This is a genomic window from Aestuariibacter sp. GS-14 (assembly GCF_006494365.1).
Classification (GTDB): domain Bacteria; phylum Pseudomonadota; class Gammaproteobacteria; order Enterobacterales; family Alteromonadaceae; genus Alteromonas; species Alteromonas mangrovi.
Genome location: NZ_VHIP01000003.1, coordinates 379,977 through 400,802, shown reverse-complemented (window position 1 = coordinate 400,802; position 20,826 = coordinate 379,977). Strand labels below are relative to the sequence as shown.

At 47.0% G+C, this 20,826-nt stretch carries 16 protein-coding genes; all 16 read left to right on the top strand.

All coding sequences use genetic code 11. From position 1 onward, the window contains the following. Positions 1-102: 102 nt before the first annotated feature. The 16 genes from FJ444_RS07680 (at position 103) to FJ444_RS07605 (ending at position 20,619) form a co-directional block, all read left to right on the top strand. Complete coding sequence (locus FJ444_RS07680; protein ID WP_140957495.1) at positions 103-960, top strand: 23S rRNA (adenine(2030)-N(6))-methyltransferase RlmJ; 858 nt, start codon at positions 103-105, stop codon at positions 958-960. Beyond that, a complete protein-coding gene (locus FJ444_RS07675; RefSeq protein WP_140957494.1) occupies positions 957-2,798 on the top strand; it encodes a phosphotransferase in 1,842 nt (613 codons plus the stop codon). The genes FJ444_RS07680 and FJ444_RS07675 overlap by 4 nt, the downstream gene beginning before the upstream one ends. 92 nt (positions 2,799-2,890) lie before the next feature. After that, positions 2,891-3,760, top strand: a complete 870-nt coding sequence (locus tag FJ444_RS07670; protein ID WP_140957493.1) for an acyl-CoA thioesterase domain-containing protein — start codon at positions 2,891-2,893, stop codon at positions 3,758-3,760. A 642-nt stretch (positions 3,761-4,402) separates the two neighbouring features. Then, complete coding sequence (locus tag FJ444_RS07665) at positions 4,403-5,482, top strand: alanine--glyoxylate aminotransferase family protein (protein ID WP_140957605.1); 1,080 nt, start codon at positions 4,403-4,405, stop codon at positions 5,480-5,482. A 216-nt stretch (positions 5,483-5,698) separates the two neighbouring features. Then, positions 5,699-6,928, top strand: coding sequence for a nucleoside recognition domain-containing protein (locus tag FJ444_RS07660; protein ID WP_140957491.1), 1,230 nt, complete (start codon positions 5,699-5,701; stop codon positions 6,926-6,928). A 77-nt stretch (positions 6,929-7,005) separates the two neighbouring features. Continuing rightward, positions 7,006-7,707: an SIMPL domain-containing protein gene (locus FJ444_RS07655; protein WP_140957489.1), complete on the top strand. Its 702-nt coding sequence runs from the start codon at positions 7,006-7,008 to the stop codon at positions 7,705-7,707. Positions 7,708-7,719: 12 nt separating this feature from the next. After that, entirely contained in the window at positions 7,720-8,178 is a 459-nt protein-coding gene (locus FJ444_RS07650; RefSeq protein WP_255439068.1) for a GAF domain-containing protein, read from the top strand. After that, positions 8,175-8,459, top strand: a complete 285-nt coding sequence (locus tag FJ444_RS07645) for a hypothetical protein (protein ID WP_140957487.1) — start codon at positions 8,175-8,177, stop codon at positions 8,457-8,459. Before FJ444_RS07650 ends, FJ444_RS07645 begins: the two co-directional genes overlap by 4 nt. 21 nt (positions 8,460-8,480) lie before the next feature. Continuing rightward, a complete protein-coding gene (proQ, locus tag FJ444_RS07640; protein WP_140957485.1) occupies positions 8,481-9,146 on the top strand; it encodes an RNA chaperone ProQ in 666 nt (221 codons plus the stop codon). 1 nt (position 9,147) lies between these two features. Further along, positions 9,148-11,187 carry a carboxy terminal-processing peptidase gene (gene prc, locus FJ444_RS07635; RefSeq protein WP_140957483.1) on the top strand — a complete coding sequence of 680 codons (2,040 nt, stop codon included), beginning with the start codon at positions 9,148-9,150 and terminating at the stop codon, positions 11,185-11,187. A 111-nt stretch (positions 11,188-11,298) separates the two neighbouring features. Continuing rightward, positions 11,299-12,633 carry a sodium-dependent transporter gene (locus FJ444_RS07630; protein ID WP_140957481.1) on the top strand — a complete coding sequence of 445 codons (1,335 nt, stop codon included), beginning with the start codon at positions 11,299-11,301 and terminating at the stop codon, positions 12,631-12,633. Positions 12,634-12,642: 9 nt separating this feature from the next. Next, positions 12,643-14,121: a Na+/H+ antiporter NhaC gene (nhaC, locus tag FJ444_RS07625; protein WP_181405095.1), complete on the top strand. Its 1,479-nt coding sequence runs from the start codon at positions 12,643-12,645 to the stop codon at positions 14,119-14,121. Between the two features lie 18 nt (positions 14,122-14,139). Then, positions 14,140-16,734, top strand: coding sequence for an aminopeptidase N (pepN, locus tag FJ444_RS07620; RefSeq protein ID WP_140957478.1), 2,595 nt, complete (start codon positions 14,140-14,142; stop codon positions 16,732-16,734). Further along, positions 16,727-16,960, top strand: coding sequence for a DUF2835 family protein (locus FJ444_RS07615; RefSeq protein WP_140957602.1), 234 nt, complete (start codon positions 16,727-16,729; stop codon positions 16,958-16,960). The genes pepN and FJ444_RS07615 overlap by 8 nt, the downstream gene beginning before the upstream one ends. Positions 16,961-17,170: 210 nt before the next feature. Further along, complete coding sequence (locus FJ444_RS07610) at positions 17,171-19,234, top strand: DUF1302 domain-containing protein (RefSeq protein WP_140957476.1); 2,064 nt, start codon at positions 17,171-17,173, stop codon at positions 19,232-19,234. Positions 19,235-19,251: 17 nt separating this feature from the next. Next, complete coding sequence (locus FJ444_RS07605) at positions 19,252-20,619, top strand: DUF1329 domain-containing protein (protein ID WP_140957474.1); 1,368 nt, start codon at positions 19,252-19,254, stop codon at positions 20,617-20,619. The last annotated feature ends 207 nt before the right edge of the window (positions 20,620-20,826 follow it).

The window sequence follows — 20,826 nt, the reverse complement described above, 5'->3', positions numbered from 1 at the left end:
GGCGATACACTTACGCAATTGACGCCGGAGCAACAGGCTCCGGCATAATTTTAACGCCCGCTGTACAGATAGCAGGCCGTTATTCAGTTAGAGAGCCCGACTTTGCTAAGTTACCTTCATGGTTACCACGCTGGTAATCACGCCGATTTAATCAAGCACATCACCTGGTTGGCTGTATTAGACAAGCTTCATCAGAAAACCAAACCGTTTTCGTTAATCGATACTCACGCAGGTGCTGGCTGTTACCCGCTGGACGGAGCGCAGGCGCTAAAAACCCAGGAATTTAAACGCGGTGTCGCCTTGTTGCAAAACTGGAAGCCTGAGCATCCTGTGTTACGACGGTATCAGCAGGTAATTGGCGATTTTGTAGCGCGTCAGCAGTACCCAGGTTCTCCGTTGATCTCGGTTTCGCAACTGCGCGACAACGACCAGCTGCATTTGATGGAGCTTCATCCCGGCGAATTCGAACGATTACGCGGTGCAATTAAACAATATCGTGGCAATGGGCATAGTCATGTGCATCATCGCGATGGCCTGGAAGGCACCATTGCTATGTGTCCGCCAAAGCCCAATCGTGGCGCCATTTTAATCGATCCGCCCTATGAACAGCGCAAAGAGTACAACGCCGTGATCGCCGCCGTTGAACAGATCCTTAAACGTTGGCCCCAGGCACAAATTGTACTGTGGTATCCATTGTTGTCTGAACGGGCGGGTGACAAAACCGGTCAGTCGGAAGCCATGTGCGAGAGTCTGGCATCGCTGCCTCACAATGTGCTCAAAGCAGAATTGTGTGTTGATGATGCCTCGTCAGATACTGGGATGTACGGTTCTGGCGTGTGTTTAATTAACCCCGCGTGGCAAATAGATGCTGTGCTAACCGATATCCTCAACGAACTCACCCCGCAAATGGGTGTAACGGCCACTTCGACTGTTCGCTGGTTACATCAAATCGACGCATGAAACCCCAGGGCATAAAGCACTTTTATATTCCGGAAGAACAGTCAATTTACTTACTGTCGCATACCGACGCGAAGAAATTGAAAGACTGGCTGGCGCTGTGTATAGAGCAGTTAGGTGCCCTGGGCTATCGCGATATTCATTTGATCGGTAAAGGCGCTTATGGATTTGCGTTTGCCGGAATTGATCAGCAACAGCGCCACCGGGTATTTAAATTTACCCGTATCACGTTACCCGCCAGCATACAGGATAGATTGGAAGAAGAGGCCTTTATGCAGTCGATGGTAAAGCATCCTCTGGTACCAAAGGTACTCGATTTTCACCAAAAAGGCCGGCAGTCGATTTTAATGATGGAGCGTGCGCCAGGACTGGATTTAGAACAAGTGAGTTTGCGTGATGGCGCTTTGCACCCACGTTTGGTTGTAAAAATTGCTGTTCAACTGGGGAAAATCCTATTGGATCTTCGTCAGCACGTGCATCAGGGGCAATTTCGGCCGATCGTACATGGCGATATCAAACCCTCTAATCTGGTATGGGACGAAGAAAACGAGCAAATAGCGCTCATTGACTGGGGATCATCGGTATTCGCCCAACTGGACGAGCATTTGCAGCCCGTTCAAAACAATGTGCTGGATTTAATGTCTGGGGACTTGCAGCAAACCAATGCCCGGTTAGGCGATGTGTATTTTATAGGCGATGCCCAGTTAAATGGTGCCTTGTCGAGCCCAAGGTTTGATGAACAGGGTATGGCCAGCACCTTGTATGCACTTGCTTCCGGGCAGTCAGCCCGATTTGCCCGGCAGGTTGTGCCACCGTCTTCTCTGGGGTTGCCCCGGGTATTGTCAGACATTTTAACGTATATGCTTAGCGACGACGAAAAGGCCCAGCGTGAAGGCGGAGATTACTTGCTATCGCATTTGTCGCTACTGGAAAACCTGGTATTTGGTGGTTATGTACCGCCTCAAAACGAAGCATTACTGCCCGTTTGGGTAGGACGTCGCAGTAAATCCATCGAAACCGTAGTGTACAGCTCGCGTAAGTCTTTCTTGCGAGAGCGGGCGTCTGATACCAACCTGGCCGACACCGTACAAGCACTTAATTATATTAACGATGCGCAATTTGAGCGGTATTATAAAAACTATCTTGATGGGATGGGCGACACAGAAAAAGGCTTTTTGGCCGCCATTAGCCGATTGGCAAAGTATCCCGTTGTGGGCGGACTGGCCATCAACTGGCAACCCGAGGGGGTGTACATAGATTCGAGTTTGAACCTTCACGAACCGGATAAAAAATACGCCTTTGAACAAGCCGTGAACAATGTAGTGATGTTGGCTCGCGCCATTCATCGCAAAGGGGTGTTTAAATGCTGTTTATTTGATGCTAAAAACACGCTGCACTTCGATCGGGCCACGCCAGAGGGGGCGTTTGTAGCAGCGCCGGGCACCCGTATTCCTTACGAAAAATCAGTACAAACATTGAGTGCCAGCGAGAGCCGTTTGCACTCGTATTTTGAAGACGGTGACGACCCGGATGAACTATTGGCGTTACCCGCGTCGATTATGGATGCCATTGCTAAATTGAATACCATACACCATACCGGATGCATTATTTTTGAAGCGCTGAGCCACCATCTTAAAATTCACAGTTACTACCGATTACTTGATCACACCAAAGAAAATGAGTTTAATGCGCTGTTAGATGTAATCGTGCGGGCGTTACCGGAAATCAGTGGGGAAGGGATAAGCGGCTTCATGAAACTTCCTTACAAAGACACGCGGTACTTTGACCACCGCGCACGCTGCGCAGATAAATATTATCCAAGAAACCCCAAAGCACAGTAGCCTGCCACATTACGCTGAGTAAATAAGCAGAGTATATGCGCAAGTAGTATGTGTTGTTTTCCCGGGGAATAAATACGTTTTAGGAGATATCCTTGGAACAACAAAACGAAGTTAAATTGTCTTCATTATTAGAGTTAGAAACTTTAGAGCACGGATTGTACCGCGGTCAAAGCTGGGATCTTGGCTTTCGGGCCCTGTTCGGCGGGCAGGTACTGGGGCAAGCCCTACAGGCTGCGTATCAAAGTGTGCCTGAAGATCGTGTTGTGCATTCTTTTCATAGCTATTTTTTGTTACCGGGCGATGCGCAAAAACCTGTTGTTTATGATGTAGAAATTGTACGCGACGGTAAGAGCTTTTCAGCCCGTCGGGTAAAAGCGATTCAAAATGGTCGCAATATTTTTTATATGACAGCGTCTTTCCAAACACCGGAAGCGGGAATGAGTCACCAATATGCCGATATGCCAAATGTACCGCCGCCCGAAGACGTTGAACCCGATATCAGAATGTACGAGCGAAACTATGAGCATTTGGGGCGTCGCATGCGTGAGGCCCTTAGCTACCACCGTCCAATTGATATTCGTACTGTCGATGCTGTGGCGTCATTCACGGCCAAAAACCGCAAGCCGGTGCGTGCCACCTGGTTAAAAACCAATGAAATGTTGGGAAATAATCAGGCAATGCATCAGGCTGTACTGTCTTATGCCAGTGATTACCATTTCCTGAGCACATCATTGCAACCTCATGGTGTGCAGATCACCGATAAAAACCTGGTAATAGCGACTATTGATCACGCAATGTGGTTCCACCGCCCGGTAAATATGAATGAATGGTTGTTATATGTAATGGAAAGCCCGGTCAGTGAAAATGCACGTGGCTTGGTTCGTGGGCAGATATTTAACCAGCAAGGACAATTAGTCGCTTCTACTATGCAGGAAGGATTGATGCGTTTGCGCGAAGAATAAGCGTAATTATTCCTGTGTTTAAGAATAATCTGATATCGAATACTGGCAGGCTATTTGGCCTGTCAGATTGCGAACATACAGCACAATAAAAAATGCCCAGAACTTAAAAAGCTCCGGGCCTAGGGGAATGGCTCATTGCTGAGCCGTGCGCTAACTTTTACAAAGGGAGAGGATGTATAGTATTCACGCGGTTTACCAATAATAGCGTAAAACTGCTCACTTTATAAACAAAATTTTGAAAATTTCTTCAAACTGGCTGAATTATAGACCAATATCTGCACGCATCAAGCAATCAAATAAAATAAATCCACCGAAAGTGAACATATTTTAAACAGGTTGTGCAACATTTATCCACAAATTGACGACCGGTTTTACCGGAAAAACGGTCATACTGCATCTTTGTATAAGTTTATCTGCAATCTTCAGGTTATAACATTCACCTCATGAATAATGGTAATCCCAAATTGAAGTCACCTGCTGCATTGTGGTTTCTGGTAGCCAAAGTAGAATACGTTTCAAAGCAAGATTACGGTTTAAGCCAAAACCATTGGCTCAACGCAATCATCACATGTTTGCATACTGTTCAATAAGGCATCGATTATGAAAACCTACAAAAGCCATATTCCACCATTGCGCACACTTATGGGCCCTGGTCCGTCTGATGTTAGCCCTCGGGTACTCAATGCGATGGCACGCAGTACGGTTGGTCACCTGGACCCGGATTTCATTGCGCTGATGGATGAAACCAAAGAGTTGCTCCAGTATGCGTTTAAAACCAAAAACCCGTTAACTATGCCAATTTCTGCGCCGGGCTCGGCGGGAATGGAAGCGGCATTTGTTAACCTGGTTGAACCTGGTGATACGGTAATTGTGTGTATTAATGGGGTGTTTGGCGGTCGCATGAAAGAAAATGTGATCCGCTGTGGCGCTAAAGCAGTGGTAGTTGAGGATGCCTGGGGCACCCAAACCGATCTAAATAAACTGGAAGACGCACTCAAAGCGCATCCTGAAACAAAAATTGTTGCGTTTGTTCATGCTGAAACCTCCACGGGGGTGCGTAATGACGCTGCGGCAATGTGTAAACTTGCGCAACAGTATAATTGCCTGACTATTGTGGATGCAGTTACTTCACTGGGTGGTATTGAAGTGGCAGTGGATGATTGGGGTATCGATGCCATTTATTCAGGTTCACAAAAATGCCTAAGCTGCGTGCCCGGCATTTCGCCGGTATCATTCAGCCCACGTGCCGTAGAACTTATCCAATCCAGAAAAACACCGGTACAAAGCTGGTTTTTAGATATGAATCTGATTGTTGGCTACTGGGGGCAAGGTGGTAAGCGGGCATATCATCATACCGCACCGGTGAATAGTATTTATGCAACACACGAATCATTAGTGATATTGCACGAAGAAGGACTGGAAAACGCGTGGGCGCGTCATGCGCGATTACATGACAAACTGGTGAGCGGGTTAGAGTCGCTTGGCCTTGAAATGGCGGTAGACAAAGCGTATCGGCTACCTCAGCTAAATGCAGTAAAGATCCCAGACGGCGTAGATGACGCAGCGGTGCGCAGTAGATTACTAAACGATTTTAATCTGGAAATCGGTGCCGGTCTGGGTGGATTTGCAGGCAAGGTTTGGCGTATCGGACTGATGGGCGCCGGATGTACCGACAAAAACGTGGACTTTTGTATTGGCGCGCTGAAAACTGTTTTAAACTAAAAAATTCCTCTTAAAGCTTAGGGTTGTAATAAATAATTGTTATTTACTTACAACTAACGCTAGTATCGTCTCTGTTAGTTGATCGGATAAAATTGACTAACAGGGATGTGTTTCAAGTTTCAGGCACAACGCTGCCGCACACTTTTCATTTCCCGCATTGCTCACTTCCGGGTTAAACGGCAATCATCATTGCGTTACATTCTATAAGGTTTGTTTATGCTACACAGAATCTGGCTCGCATTTATTGTCAGTGCGTTTGCTGCCACATGTTATCAGGCGTTCTTTGGCGACCACCCTCAGGGATTCCAGGACGTTATGTCCATGGTCAGCAGCATGGCCACCTTAAGTGTAGAAATCGCAATCGGGTTGATTGGTGTACTGGCGTTTTGGCTGGGGATTTTTGAAGTGGCAGAAAAATCCGGTTTGATACAAAAATTTTCCCGAATTTTAGCGCCATTTTTGTGCCGCATCATGCCAGATATTCCGCGTGACCATCCTGCGCTGGGCAGTATTACCATGAATATGTCGGCCAATTTACTGGGACTCGATAATGCTGCCACACCGTTTGGTATCAAAGCTATGCAGGATATGCAAACACTGGCACCTAAAAAAGATACGCTTACCAATAGTCAGATCCTGTTTCTGGTATTAAATACCTCCTCAGTAACGTTATTTCCCATCGCTGTATTCTTATATCGCGGCGAGCAGGGCGCAGCGCAGCCCACCGATGTTTTTATCCCTATTCTGCTGGCTACCAGTGCGTCTACTCTTGCTGGGTTGTTTGTGACCTGCGCAGTGCAAAAAATCAATTTATTCAACCGGGTGGTAGTGTTGTATCTGGTAGCCGTGTTTGGCTTATTAGCGGCGGTAATATTGTACTTTGCACAGTTGGCCGCTACCGAGCTGGCCAGCCAGTCTGCCATAGTGGCAAATAGCTTGTTGTTCACTTTTGTAGTGGGTGTGCTGATTAGTGGCTGGCGCGTGGGCAACAATACCTATGAACAATTTGTAGACGGGGCTAAGAAAGGATTCGATGTTGCCGTGTCACTGATCCCGTTTTTACTCGCGATGCTGGTTGCAATTGGCATGTTACGGGCCAGTGGCGTAATGGATATTATCGTGCAGTGGATTGGTGCTGCGGCGATATGGCTGGGGTTTGACCCGCGCTTTGTCGATGCGTTACCTACCGCGCTGATGAAGCCGTTAAGCGGCAGTGGTGCCAGAGCGTTGATGATAGAAACGATGCAGCATCATGGTGCTGATTCCTTTGCTGGTCGTCTGGCGTCGGTAATGCAAGGTTCTACTGAAACCACATTTTATATCCTGGCCGTGTATTTAGGTGCAGTAGGCATTAAACACTCACGGTATGCTGTTGCCTGCTGTCTGGTTGCCGATGTGGCGGGTATTGTTACTTCGATAATTGTGAGTTATTGGTTTTTTGGTTAATTGTGTGACAGGCTTTGTTCATACACCGTTAAGTTTCAGGTTGTCATGATTCAACTTCACATTTTCAGGAGTTAAACATGCGTTCTACTTTGTTATTTGCAATATTAATGAGTCTGACTTTGTCGGGCAATGTACTGGCTAACAATGATCATGAACACCGTCGGTTGGTGAATGTAACCGGACAGGGTGCGGTAAGTGTGGTGCCAGATGCGTTTAGCATCAGTGTATTAATAGAAGAACGCGGGCCGCTGGTAAGTAAACTCAATCAACAAATGGCTGCGCGATTAACCTCAGTTGTGCAATTTTTATTGGCATCGGGTATTGAAGAAAAGCATATTCAGTCGATGTCGGTTAACCTTACTCCCTGGTATGAACACACACCTAACGGGCGGGAAGATAAGGGGTTTATTTTATCCCGCGAGGTACGCGTAACCTCTAAAGCACTACAAACCTATGATGCCATACTCGATGGAATGTTAAGCCGCGGCGTAGACCGCATTCAACGCTTTGAATTTATAAATACCGATGCCTCTGAAGCTTATCAACACGCCCTTGTTGCGGCTGTTCAGGATGCAAAATTGCGCGCGGGCTTGTTAGCGCGCGAAATGGGAGTAAAATTGGGCAATGTGATTACTATTACCGAATCAGCTGGTTACAGTGCCCCGCCAGTGATGGCTACCATGCGGATGAAAGACGAAATGAGCAGTAGTCTGCCTGGACAGACAGATATCACTGCAACTGTGTCTGTAACCTTTGAGCTGATTGAGAACTACCATTAAGAGAGACACAACTTGAGCAGCAGTACTTTTTATTCTCAGCTTATCGCCCAGGCCCGGAGTTTGGTTGACGGTGAGCACGACATGATCGCGAATATGGCCAATATCAGCGCGTTGTTGTACAACCAAATGGACAACGTTAACTGGGCTGGGTTTTATATTTTTAAAGAAGAACAGCTGGTATTGGGGCCGTTTCAGGGGCAACCGGCGTGTATCCGTATCCCGATGGGTAAGGGCGTGTGCGGCACCGCCGCTGCTTCCAATACCGTTCAGCGGATTGAGGACGTACACCAGTTTGAAGGCCATATTGCTTGTGATGCTGCGTCTAACTCGGAAATCGTGATCCCCATCGTGGTAAACGACAAGCTTATTGGCGTATTGGACATAGACAGTCCCATTTATTCGCGTTTCAGTGCGGAAGATGAAGCTGGCCTGTGCGAAATTGTTAGTGTGCTGAGCAGTACGCTGGTATGAAACACTTAGTTGACATTCAGGTGGTATTAGCCACCTGGCAGGACATGGAAGATGTGTTCGAAGAGCCCGACGAGGCCGCAGAACGGTTAAATACTATTCTGCATATGGTGTACGACCGGGCAGAAGATGACATTTCGGTAGAGCGTCTGGAAGGGTTGTTGGCGCACAGTTGGTCAATTTGGCATCAAGATGAAAATTTATTGTACGTAAATGACGATGATTTGCTTGATTGGGTTGACCATCTGCTAGCAACTTGGGATGATGAAGACAATCTCGATTAACTCTTACATACGTTAATATTGATGGAATCATCACAGAAGTTTAGTAACAGTAAAGAAGTCATTGCCTTTCTGGCAGAGACATTCCCTCATTGCTTTAGCCTGGAAGGCGAAGCGCGTCCATTAAAAATCGGTATTTTCCAGGATTTGGCCGAACGACTGCAAGAAGACGAGCGGGTCAGTAAAACACTGCTGCGCTCGAGCCTGCGTCACTACACCAATAGCTGGCGATATCTTTACAGCATTAAGAAAGGCAATTTCCGTGTTGATTTGGATGGTAATCAGGATGCTGCCATTGAGCAGGAACATGAAGACCACGCCAAACAGCAACTGGATGAAAGCAAAGCCAAGGCTGCTGAAAAGCGCAAAGCGACGGCAAAACCGCCTCGCAGAAAACCAGACGGTCGTTCAGATGCTAAAAATGGCGCCGAGCGTCAGGCAAAACCTGCGGCTGGTCGCTATAATGGAACTAAATCAAAAACTAACAGACCAACTAAAGTACCCCCAGCAAAATTAACGGATGCTGATTTAACAACTGGTACTGCGGTTACAGTAAAACTGGGTAAAGCGCCTATGTATGCTGTAATCACTGAAGTTGCGAAAGACGGCGTTCATGTTCAACTGGATACGGGGATGGTGGTTAAAGTCAACCCAGAGGCTTTACGTCTAGCACGTACCAAGAGGTCGTAATATGAAAGATTTACTCCGAGTTTCCGTTGCCAGCGCTATTTTAGCGTTAAGTGTGGGTGCTGGCGCAGTAACATCAGGGAATAGTGTAGAAGATTTACCGGTTCTCCAACAGGAGCCGCAGCATTCGTCTGCCGCTAAACGAATAAGTACCTTGTTCACTCGAGAGCACTACAAGCTTATTCAACTCGATGATGCACTCTCGGAGAAAGTCTACGACCGTTTTTTAAGCGCGTTGGATGGTAATCGCAATGTGTTTCTGCAATCCGATATTGACGGCTTCGCCAAATACCGTGATTTATTTGATGAAGCGTTAACGCGCGGTAATCTGCAGGTTGCATACGATATGTATAACCTGAACTTAGAACGCCGTGTTGAGCGTTACGAGTTTGCGCTGACCCAATTGGGTAAGCCGTTCAATTTCGAAAAAGCCGGCGACAAGTTTTATTTCGATCGCGAAGACTCACCATGGCCAGCCAGCAAGTCTGAGTTGGATGAATTATGGCGTCAGCGCGTTAAATACGATGCGCTAAATTTAAAACTGGCCGGTAAAGAGCCTGAAAAAATTCAGGAATTACTGACCAAACGCTACGAGCGTGCCATTAAGCGTTTGAAACAGACGCAAAGTGAAGATGTGTTCCAAACCGTAATGAATGCATTTGCCCGTAGTATTGAAGCCCACACCAGTTATTTGTCACCCCGCAACGCCGACCGTTTCCAAATGGATATGAATTTATCGCTGGAAGGTATTGGTGCGGTGTTACAAAGCGAAGATGACTTCACTGTGATCAAAAGCATTGTACCCGGTGGTCCGGCAGACAAATCAAAAGCGTTAAAGCCCGAAGACAAAATTGTGGGCGTAGCCCAGGCAGATGAAGATTTTGTAGATGTAATTGGCTGGCGTCTTGACGACGTAGTTGAATTGATCAAAGGGCCAAAAGGCAGCGAAGTGCGTTTACAAGTACAAAAGAGCACGGGCGATAGCACGGCGATATCAGTGATCAATATTGTTCGCGACAAGATTAAGCTGGAAGATCGCGCCGCCAAGTCTGAGGTATTTATACCCGAAACTGGCCCCCATCAGGGCGAGAAAATCGGAGTGATCAATATCCCCAGTTTCTATAACAACCTGCATGTTGATGTGCTGAAAGAAATTAACGCACTTAAAGCTCAGGATGTTAAGGGTATTATCGTTGATTTACGCGGTAACGGCGGCGGATCGCTGTCGGAAGCTACCCTGGTGTCAGGTTTGTTTATTGAAAGTGGCCCTGTGGTACAAATTCGCTACGAAGGTGGCAGAATGAGTGTGAATCAGGATACCGATGGTCAGGTGTCGTATTCTGGTCCGTTAACAGTATTGGTTGACCGCTACAGCGCATCTGCGTCTGAGATTTTTGCAGCGGCAATGCAAGACTACAATCGCGCATTGATTATTGGTGAACAAACCTTTGGTAAGGGAACCGTTCAGCAACACAAAGGGTTAGGCCGTATTTACGATCTATACGAAAACCCGCTGGGCAGCGTGCAATACACTATTGCTAAGTTCTATCGCATCAACGGCGGCAGTACACAGCACAAAGGTGTGGTACCGGACATTTTATTCCCATCGCCTATTGATCCGGCAGAGTGGGGAGAAAGTCAGGAAGAAAACGCTTTGCCATGGGATAGCATTAAACGCGCTAACTATACTACGTTTGGTGATTCGCAATCGGCGATAGATGTACTGTCAGCCAAGCACAATGTTCGCATTATGCAGGATCCAGAATTTGCATACATGCAGCAAGACATTGAAGAGTATCGCAAAAACAAAGATAAAGCGTTTATTTCGCTGGTTGAATCAGAGCGTTTGGCTGAAAAGCAAAAGAACGAATCTGAAGCACTCAGCCGCGCAAACGAACGTTTGTTAAGACTGGGTTTACCTAAGGTAGAAAACCTCGATGATTTACCGGAAGCATTGGAAGACATCGATCCTTACCTGGCGGAAGCGGCCAATATCACACTGGATATGGTAGAAACAGGTAAGTACGCATTTAAACAAGGGTAACTCAAGAAATACCGAAAGGGGCTGGCGTTTGCCAGCCTTTTTTACATTAAAAGCAGTGTTGAAAAATACAACAATAAAATACGTTATTAAAACAATAATAAAGGGAACAATATGGCGATTCGCGGTGAGTTTTCTTCTCGTATCGGGTTTATCCTGGCGGCAGCGGGATCAGCAGTGGGACTGGGAAACATCTGGGGGTTTCCAACCCAGGTAGCCAGTAATGGTGGTGCGGCATTTGTGCTTGTGTATTTGCTATTAGCATTTGCCCTGGCATATCCGGTATTAATGGCAGAGTTAATCATTGGGCGTGCCCACCGGGCGAACATGGTGGATTCGCTGGGTAAAATTACCTCCAATCCACTGGGCAGATTAACCGGCCTGTGGGGCTGTGTTACCGTGTCATTGATTCTGGCATTCTATGCCATTGTAGGCGGTTGGATGATTGCCTATTTAGGCGAATCTTTATCCCGTCCGGTTATGCCGCAGGCACTAAGCGACTGGTTTATTAGTTATTCACTGAGCAGTAACCTGGTGTTCTGCGCACTGTTTCTGGGTCTCACTTCTTACATTGTGCTGGGTGGCGTAAAGGCCGGTATCGAACGCTGGTCTGTTCGTTTAATGCCTACTTTGTTCATCCTCATGATAGTGCTGATTGTGTATGTAAGTTTCCAGCCTGGTGCGAGTGAAGGCTGGGCAGCTTATCTGGTTCCCGATTTCTCACTGGTGCTCAATCCTGATTTATTAATTGATGCAATGGGCCAGGCATTTTTCTCTATGTCACTGGGTGTAGGAACCATGCTGGTTTATGGCTCCTACATGAGTAAAAATGAAGATCTGCCCAGCATTGGTGCGGCTGTAGCACTGGTAGACATTGGCGTTGCGATTATTGCTGGTATGCTGATCATTCCAGCCATGTACGTGGCACTGAACAATGGTGTGCAAATATTTTCAGACAGTGGAGAGTTAATCGCCGGTGATCAACTGATTTTTACCGTTCTGCCCGCACTGTTTAAAACCATTGGGCCAATTGGGATTGTAGTTTCAGTTGTGTTTTTTGCGCTCATGGTGATTGCTGCACTCACCAGTTCCATTTCAATGCTGGAAGTGCCGGTAGCGTACTTGTCTGAAAGTCGCAATATGCCGCGCAAGCGCGCAGTGTGGCTGGTTACTGCTGCTATTTTTGTGCTCAGCACCGCCATTATTATACATTTCTCTGTATTGTTCGGATTTGTAATCGACCTGACAACCAAATACAGCCAGCCATTACTCGGCTTTGCTTTGTGTATCTTTGCGGGCTGGGTTTGGAAGCGCAATGAAATATTAGATGAGCTTAAAGCGAGCGCGCCTGATATGGAACAGCGTTTATTCTGGAAGATTTGGCCCTGGTATGTGAAATTTGTGTGTCCGGTTGTCATTCTTGTGATGTTTTATCGGTCAGTGATGTAAGGAATAGTCATGACGTCTCAACAAGAAATTAAACAACCCAGTTTGCTTGATGCCTTTATCCCCATTGTTGCCCTTGTGCTGATGATGGGCACAGCGGTATTTTTGTTTGCCGATAATTCGTCATTCGGTCCTAACCAGATAGCACTGCTTATCGGAACGGGGCTGGCTGCTATTATTGGAATGAAAAATGGTCATCGCTGGGCGGATATTGAAGCTGGAATTATTCAGGGGATCTCGGTATCACTTGGGGCCTGCCTAATTTTGTTAGTGGTGGGGGCGTTAATTGGTACCTGGATGCTGGCCGGTACTGTCCCTACGCTAATCTACTATGGTTTAGAACTGCTAAACCCTTCAATGTTTTATGCTGCAAGCTGCCTTATATGTGCCGTGGTAGCCATGAGTATAGGCAGTTCCTGGACGACTGCCGCAACCGTTGGTGTTGCCCTGATGGGCGTGGCGGCAGGCATGGATATGTCGGCGGCGATCACTGCGGGTGCAGTGGTATCGGGCGCTTATTTTGGCGATAAAATTTCTCCATTATCTGAAACCACCAATCTGGCACCGGCTGTGGCTGGTGTGGATTTGTTTGACCATATTCGCTACATGCTGTGGACTACTATTCCCAGTTTTGTACTGGCACTACTGCTGTTTGTCATTTTAGGTTTCAGCGCCTCTACAGACCAGTCGGCTGCAAAAATCCACGAAATGCAACAATTGCTGGACAATACATTTAACCTGAATTTGTTGATGTTGGTGCCGTTGGTTGTGCTACTCACCCTTGCTGTACGCAAAATGCCTGCTTTTCCTGCCGTAGCGATTGGCGCGTTATTGGGTGGTGCCTGGGCCATTATTTTCCAGGGCGACGTCATTTTGGGTATGAAAGACGGCGCGGACTCTAATGTGGTTGGCACGGTAAAAGTAGTATGGACGGCATTATTTGACGGCGTGAGTTTTGACACCGGCGATACCACACTGGACAGCTTGTTAAGCCGTGGTGGTATGTCATCTATGCTCAATACCATCTGGCTGATTATTTGTGCTATGTCTTTTGGTGCCGTTTTGGAACGGGTAGGGCTGTTGAACCGCGCGGTGAGCGCTATATTGCATGGCGCCAAAACCGCTGGCGCTATGGTTACCCGCACCATTCTTACCTGTATTGGCACCAATTTGATCACAGCTGATCAATATATGGCGATTGTTATGCCGGGTCGTATGTATAAACAGGAATTTGAAAAGCGCGGTTTGAATCAGCTTAATTTATCGCGCAGCCTGGAAGACGGCGGTACGCTTACATCACCATTGATTCCATGGAATACTTGTGGTGCATACATGCACGGGGTATTAATGGTGCATCCGTTTGAGTACATTTTTTATGCGTTTTTCAACGTTATTAACCCGTTCCTGGCGATGATATATGCTTATCTTGGCATAAAAATCCTGCGTATCACGCCGCCAGAAATCGTGGTTGAATCATCATCTACAAAGTAATCCAGCAAAGGAGAGTGTATGACATTAATGGCTAAACGCCGTGCCGATTATCGCGCGCCGGCATTCACAATCAGCGATATTGATTTGAATGTGACCTTACATCCAACGGCTACGCGTGTGATCAGCAACCTCCAGGTAACGCGACAAGGTAAGCACAGTGAGCCTTTGCAACTGGACGGTGAGCATTTAACGTTAGTGTCAGTAAGTCTCAATGGACAAGAATTTACCCTTTTCACTCAAACCGAAGTGGGTTTATTACTGGAAGATGTGCCTGATAGCTTCTCATTAACCATTGAAACCGAAATTAATCCCGAGGCAAATAAAGCACTTGAAGGTTTGTATTTATCGAACGGGGTGTATTGTACACAATGCGAAGCGGAAGGATTTCGCAAAATTACCTATTATCTCGACCGACCCGATGTGCTGGCACGGTTTACCTGTACCGTAACAGGAGATAAAGCGTCACTGCCCACCTTGCTGGCAAATGGTAATCCTGTTTCCCGGGGCGACAATGACGATGGTACACATTGGGTAACCTGGCAGGATCCTTTTCCGAAACCAGCCTATTTGTTTGCACTGGTCGCCGGTAGTTTTGATCAGTTGACTGATACGTTTACCACTGCCAGTGGTAAGGCCGTTGCACTGGAATTATACGTTGATAAAGGTAAGCGTGAACGAGGTGTGTTCGCCCTGGAAGCCTTAAAGCGATCAATGCGCTGGGACGAACAGGTGTTTGGTCTTGAATACGACCTGGATATCTACATGATTGTGGCGGTAGATTTCTTTAACATGGGCGCTATGGAGAACAAAGGCCTGAACGTGTTCAACAGCAAATTTGTGCTGGCCGATCAGGAAAGTGCTACCGATGAAGATTTTTTCAATGTGGAGTCGGTGATTGCACACGAATACTTCCACAACTGGACGGGTAATCGGGTAACCTGTCGCGATTGGTTCCAGTTAAGCCTGAAAGAAGGTTTAACGGTATTTCGCGATCAACAATTCAGTTCTGATATGAGTTCACCGCTAAGCAACCGCATTAAGCAGGTGCGGGTAATGCGTGAACATCAGTTTGCTGAAGATGCCAGCGCAATGAGCCACCCTATACGGCCCGACGAAGTTATTGAGATGAATAACTTTTACACCGTGACGGTGTACGATAAAGGCGCTGAAGTTATCCGTATGATGCATACGTTGTTAGGACAAGACGGTTTTCGAGCCGGGATGGACGAATATTTTCGACGTCATGATGGACAGGCGGTGACGTGCGATGATTTTGTGTCTGCGATGCAGTCTGCAACCAGCATCGACCTCACCCATTTTTCATTGTGGTATAGCCAGTCTGGTACACCGGTTGTTTCGGTTAAACGCGAAACAACCGATTCGGTGACAAAGCTGATAATCAGCCAGACAACACCAGCCACTGCCGGTCAGCCGGTTAAACAACCTCTTTTTATCCCGTTACAGGTTGAATTTATTAATGAACGGGGTGAGCACGTTTCCCCTGATACCCCAATGTATCGTGATAATCTGTGTATTTTAGATCAACCAGACATTGCTCTTAGCTTTACAGGAAAAGGCAACACTATTACACCAGTGGTGTTAGGTGACTTTTCGGCGCCTGTAAAATTGCAATCGGATTTAACGCCAGATGAATATTTGCACGCTTTTCGATTTGCTAAAGACGCATTTTCCCGATGGGATGCGATACAGCAATTATATAATTGGGCTATTGAACAATATTACACGGGTCAGTCGCAACATGTTTCACCAGCGTTGTGGCAAGGCTTGGTTGCCGCGGTAAAAGCAGAGCAACACAATCCTGAATTGCTGGCTGAGTGCCTGGTTGTGCCCAGTTTTGAAGCACTGATCCAAAGCCGCACTAATATTGATGTACATGCACTTTACAAAGCGCGTGAAGCGTTTGTAACTGATTTGTCTGATACATTGGCAAGTATGCTCGATGCGATTTACCAACAAAACCAAACCGGTAGCTACACATATACCGTTGGGCAAGTCAGTGCGCGTCGTTGTAAGAACACGGTTCTGTCTTTGTTAGCTCGTCAAAACGATACGTCAGCCATTATTCGTAAGCAGTTTGAACAGTCTGACAATATGTCAGATTCGCTGGGGGCATTAAAAGCAGCGCAAATTCATAACTTAGCCTTGTTCAGTGAACTTATGCAGCAGTTTGAACAGCGTTGGCACAATGACCCACTGGTACTCGATAAGTGGTTTGGTTTACACGCAACATGTGCGCGCGCTGACATTTTGGCGCAGCTTACCCTGTTGCGCCAGCACCCACAGTTTAGTCAGCAAAACCCGAATCGGGTAAGGGCAGTGGTTGGCAGTTTTGCTTTTTATAACACAACAGGCTTTCATGCCGACGACAGCTCGGGTTACCGGTTTTTAACCGACTACCTGCTGGAGCTGGATAAGTCCAATCCGCAAGTGGCATCGAGATTAGTGACGCCGCTGACGCAATGGCAGCATTTTGAATCAGGCCGCCAGGCATTGATGAAAGGGCAGTTATCCCGACTGCTGAATCATGCTGGGCTGAGTAACGATCTTTACGAGAAGGTTAGCAAGGCATTGAGCTTTGGCAACAATGACTAACACCGACAAAGTGTACTTTTTCACGCTTAACGAATCCTATTCAAATTGCCAGGCCCTATACAGTGGCCTGGTTCCTCACGCCTTGTTACAGGCCGAGAACGGTATTCGGGTTCAGGTACCGGCAGGGCGGTTAAGACGCTTCATAGATAGCCGTGGTTTATGCGGTAGATTCAGGTTAATTATAACCCCTGAAAATAAAATTAAATCTTTTGAGCGCATTCGCTAGCTTTGTACTATAACTATCAATCAGTTATTCCATTAAATTCGGTTTACACTCAGGACTTTCAGTAGCGTCAATAAAAGATGTTTACGGCATTTTTTCAACTGGTACGATTAGTTCTTGCTATCCGTGAGAAATGATGTAATCATTTTGTTAAATAAACCGATGTGTGTCGTTTTATCAGCAGCTTACTGCTGAATCAGGAGTATAAAAATTATGATAACCAGGCCTAGCGCATTCAAAAAATCGCCTATCGCAGCCGGACTACTTGCATTATTCGGAGCGGCTTCGCTTCCGGCAAGTGCTGCGTCATGGGATGTTGGTGATGTTTCGATATCACTCGACTCAAACTTTACTTTAGCTACCAGTATCCGCATGGAAGACCGCGACTACAAACTGATTGGTAACAGCAACCATCCTCAGTTTAATTGGTCTGGTTACAATGCGGCTACGAATGTTATTTATCCCAGCGGTGATGTATGGGCCCTGGCGGATGGAAGCTATTCAAGCAACGGTGATTTGGGTGATTTAGCGCACGATCCCGGCGAAGCGTTTTCAACGCAGATTTCCGGTAACCACGAATTGGATATTCGCTACGACAACATTGGTTTCTTTGCGCGCGGATTCTGGTTCTACGATTTCGAACAAATGGATCACGATCGTCCATGGAGCAACCCCATCACCAATCAGAAAACAGAATTGTGTGATGATCCCGAAGCCAAAAAGCTGCTTTGCTCTGATGTGCGTTTACTTGACGCCTTCTTCTATGGCGACTGGTGGGTTGGCGAAAAGCCATTAACCGTTCGCGTAGGTCAACAAGTTATCAGCTGGGGTGAGAGCACCTTCATCCAACACGGTATCAACACTACCAACCCAGTAGACGTAACGCGCGCCCGTACACCTGGTGCAGAGTTAAAAGAAGTATTTATTCCGGTAGGCATGGTATACGCGTCGCTGGGTCTTACCGATACGCTCAGTATTTCTGGTTACTACCAGTACGAATGGGAGCGTAGCTGGTTACCTGTTGCAGGTAGCTACTTTGCAACTAACGACTTCGCGGCAGAAGGCGGTCAGGCGAATAACATTCAGTTAGGTTTTACCGGTAACCCGGATATCGATCTTGATTTCCTGTTGGCGTCGTTAAATGGTTTAGGCGATGCACTGCGTGCAGGTGCCAATGCATCCCAAATCAGTCAGGCCTATCTGGCGTATCCTACTAAGGTTGCAATTCGCGGATACAGCGATCAGGCACACGTCGATGCCGATGACCAGGGTCAGTATGGTATTCGCGTAACCTATTTCGCCGAAGCACTGAATGAAACTGAACTGAGTTTCTATCACATTAATTATCACAGTCAGCGTCCACTGATTTCGGGTGAAACGTCTAACTTTACTGCGGCGGGCATTGGTGCAGATCTGGCGTTTTTGGCCACCAACAACATTACCCGTAACAACATCACTGAGTTGCAGGCGTTTACAGAAGCTAAGTTCTACTATCCGGAAGACATCAAGTTATACGGTATGAGCTTTAACACCAACATCGGTACCACTGCACTGGCAGGTGAATTTGCTTACCGTGTTGATGAGCCACTGCAAATCGACGACGTAGAATTGCTCTACATGGGTATGCCAGAACAGCTGGCTAATGCAGGTTTACGCCCGGATTTAGCGGGTATTTCCCAGTTAAATAACATTGGTCGTGCCGTGGGCCCAGGTGAAACAGCCGAAGGTTTTGTGTTCTCAGATACCTGGCAGGCACAGTTTACCTTGTCACACGTATTTGGCCCGGCGTTTGGTACTGATAACTTCGTTCTGTTAGGTGAAGCGGGTTATGTAAACATTGTGGATTTCCCGGATCCATCGGTAGTGCGTTTAAATGCACCGGGTACTGCCCGTACACCATCACTGGAGCCAACCGAGACCGGCAATCCGCGTACAGGTTTACACACTGGTTTGTCTAACGGTCCGGAAACCAACCCATTTGCTACTGACGATGCATGGGGTTACCGCATTCTGGCCGTGGCTGATTTCAACAACATTTTCGCAGGTGTGAATTTGCGTACACGTGCAACCTTCTCACACGATGTGGAAGGTACCACGCCTGATCCGCTGTTCTTATTCACGGAAGGGACTAAGTCAGCCAATATTTCATTTACGTTTGATTACTTGAGCCGTTGGTCAGCTTCCGCGTCTTACAGCAGTTTCTGGGGTGGTATTGGTACCACGAATGCGCTGTCTGACCGTGACTTCATCTCGTTCGACATCAAGTACGCAATTTAACTGAGAGTAGTAAGGTTATGATGAAAAAGATTGGAATTATTGCTGCTGCATTAACCGTTGCGTTATCTGCAGCACCATTGCAAGCAAAAGTCAGCAGCGCTGATGCTGCAAAATTAGGTACTGAGCTCACTCCTCTGGGTGGCGAAAAAGCGGGTAATGCCGACGGTTCTATTCCTGCCTGGAATGGCGGTATAACCTCAGCGCCTGCAGGCTACAAGGCGGGTGATTTCCACCCTGACCCTTATGCCGGTGAAGCGCCGCTGTTTACCATTACCGGAGCGAACTACAAAGAGCATGCTGCCTTTTTGTCTGACGGCTTAATTAAGATGTTTGAGACCTACCCGGAATCATTCAAATTGCCTGTATACAAAACACACCGCTCAGCGTCTAACCCACAGTTTGTGTATGACGCAACCAAAGCAAACGCAACGCGTGCAGAGTTGTTAGATGGCGGTAACGGTATGTCAGGAGCCGCGATTGGTATTCCTTTCCCTATTCCTGCTAATGGCTTAGAGGCGATTTGGAATCACATTGCGCGTTATCGCGGGCAGGCTGTGCAGCGCAACGGCGGTCAGGCCGCCGTAACTGCTAGCGGTGATTACAACGTAATTGGCTTCGACGAGCAGTTACTTATTCAGTACTCTCAGGATAATGCAACCCCTGAGTCGTTATTGGCAAACAACGTGCTGTTTATGTTTAAACAAAAAGTAACGGAACCTGCGCGTTTGGCAGGAACGGCATTGCTGGTACATGAAACACTGGATCAAATTAAAGAGCCGCGTAAAGCGTGGACTTACAACACGGGGCAGCGCCGTGTACGTTTAGCACCAAACATTGCTTATGATACGCCTGGAACAGCAGCCGATGGCCTGCGTACCACAGATGACTTCGATATGTTCAACGGTTCACCAAACCGTTACGACTGGGAGTTAAAAGGCAAGAAAGAGATGTATGTTGCTTACAACAACTACAAATTGCACAGTAATACCGTAACTTATGGCGATATTCTGACACCCAATCACGTTAATCCAGACTTAACCCGTTGGGAAAAGCACCGCGTATGGGTAGTGGAAGCCTCATTAAAAGATGAGTTCCGTCATATCTATCAGAAGCGCGTATTCTTTATCGACGAAGACAGCTGGCAAATCCAACTGGCCGATATGTACGACAACCGTGGAGAACTGTACCGCGTAGCAGTAGCTTATGGCGTTAACTACTACGAAGTACCTACTCAATGGTCAACACTGGATGTATATCACGATCTGAACTCTCGTCGTTACCTGGCGATTGGTCTGGACAACGAAGAGCAGATGTATGACTTCTCAGTTCGTCCGGCTGAAACAGAGTTTACGCCGCAGGCTCTGCGTCGCGAAGGTATGCGTTAACAGAGAACAAACGGGCACAGTAAATGTACCCGTTTATATAAGTGAGGTAGTGGTGAAAGCCATCTGCCTCATTGTTTTACTAAACAGATACAACTTACCCAACGGTAGGGCGTGTCTTACACAGCAACCCAACAACAATAACAATAAACCCCTTTGTTCAGGGTGATTACGTTGCTTTCACAGCAGTAGCATGCCTTCATAGCGTGT

Coding starts and splice junctions, on each gene's coding strand:
- FJ444_RS07675 (WP_140957494.1), top strand. CDS start 957: ATGAAACCCCAGGGCATAAAGCACTTTTATATTCCGGAAGAACAGTCA.
- FJ444_RS07665 (WP_140957605.1), top strand. CDS start 4,403: ATGGGCCCTGGTCCGTCTGATGTTAGCCCTCGGGTACTCAATGCGATG.
- FJ444_RS07660 (WP_140957491.1), top strand. CDS start 5,699: ATGCTACACAGAATCTGGCTCGCATTTATTGTCAGTGCGTTTGCTGCC.
- FJ444_RS07655 (WP_140957489.1), top strand. CDS start 7,006: ATGCGTTCTACTTTGTTATTTGCAATATTAATGAGTCTGACTTTGTCG.
- FJ444_RS07645 (WP_140957487.1), top strand. CDS start 8,175: ATGAAACACTTAGTTGACATTCAGGTGGTATTAGCCACCTGGCAGGAC.
- proQ (WP_140957485.1), top strand. CDS start 8,481: ATGGAATCATCACAGAAGTTTAGTAACAGTAAAGAAGTCATTGCCTTT.
- prc (WP_140957483.1), top strand. CDS start 9,148: ATGAAAGATTTACTCCGAGTTTCCGTTGCCAGCGCTATTTTAGCGTTA.
- FJ444_RS07630 (WP_140957481.1), top strand. CDS start 11,299: ATGGCGATTCGCGGTGAGTTTTCTTCTCGTATCGGGTTTATCCTGGCG.
- nhaC (WP_181405095.1), top strand. CDS start 12,643: ATGACGTCTCAACAAGAAATTAAACAACCCAGTTTGCTTGATGCCTTT.
- pepN (WP_140957478.1), top strand. CDS start 14,140: ATGACATTAATGGCTAAACGCCGTGCCGATTATCGCGCGCCGGCATTC.
- FJ444_RS07615 (WP_140957602.1), top strand. CDS start 16,727: ATGACTAACACCGACAAAGTGTACTTTTTCACGCTTAACGAATCCTAT.
- FJ444_RS07610 (WP_140957476.1), top strand. CDS start 17,171: ATGATAACCAGGCCTAGCGCATTCAAAAAATCGCCTATCGCAGCCGGA.
- FJ444_RS07605 (WP_140957474.1), top strand. CDS start 19,252: ATGATGAAAAAGATTGGAATTATTGCTGCTGCATTAACCGTTGCGTTA.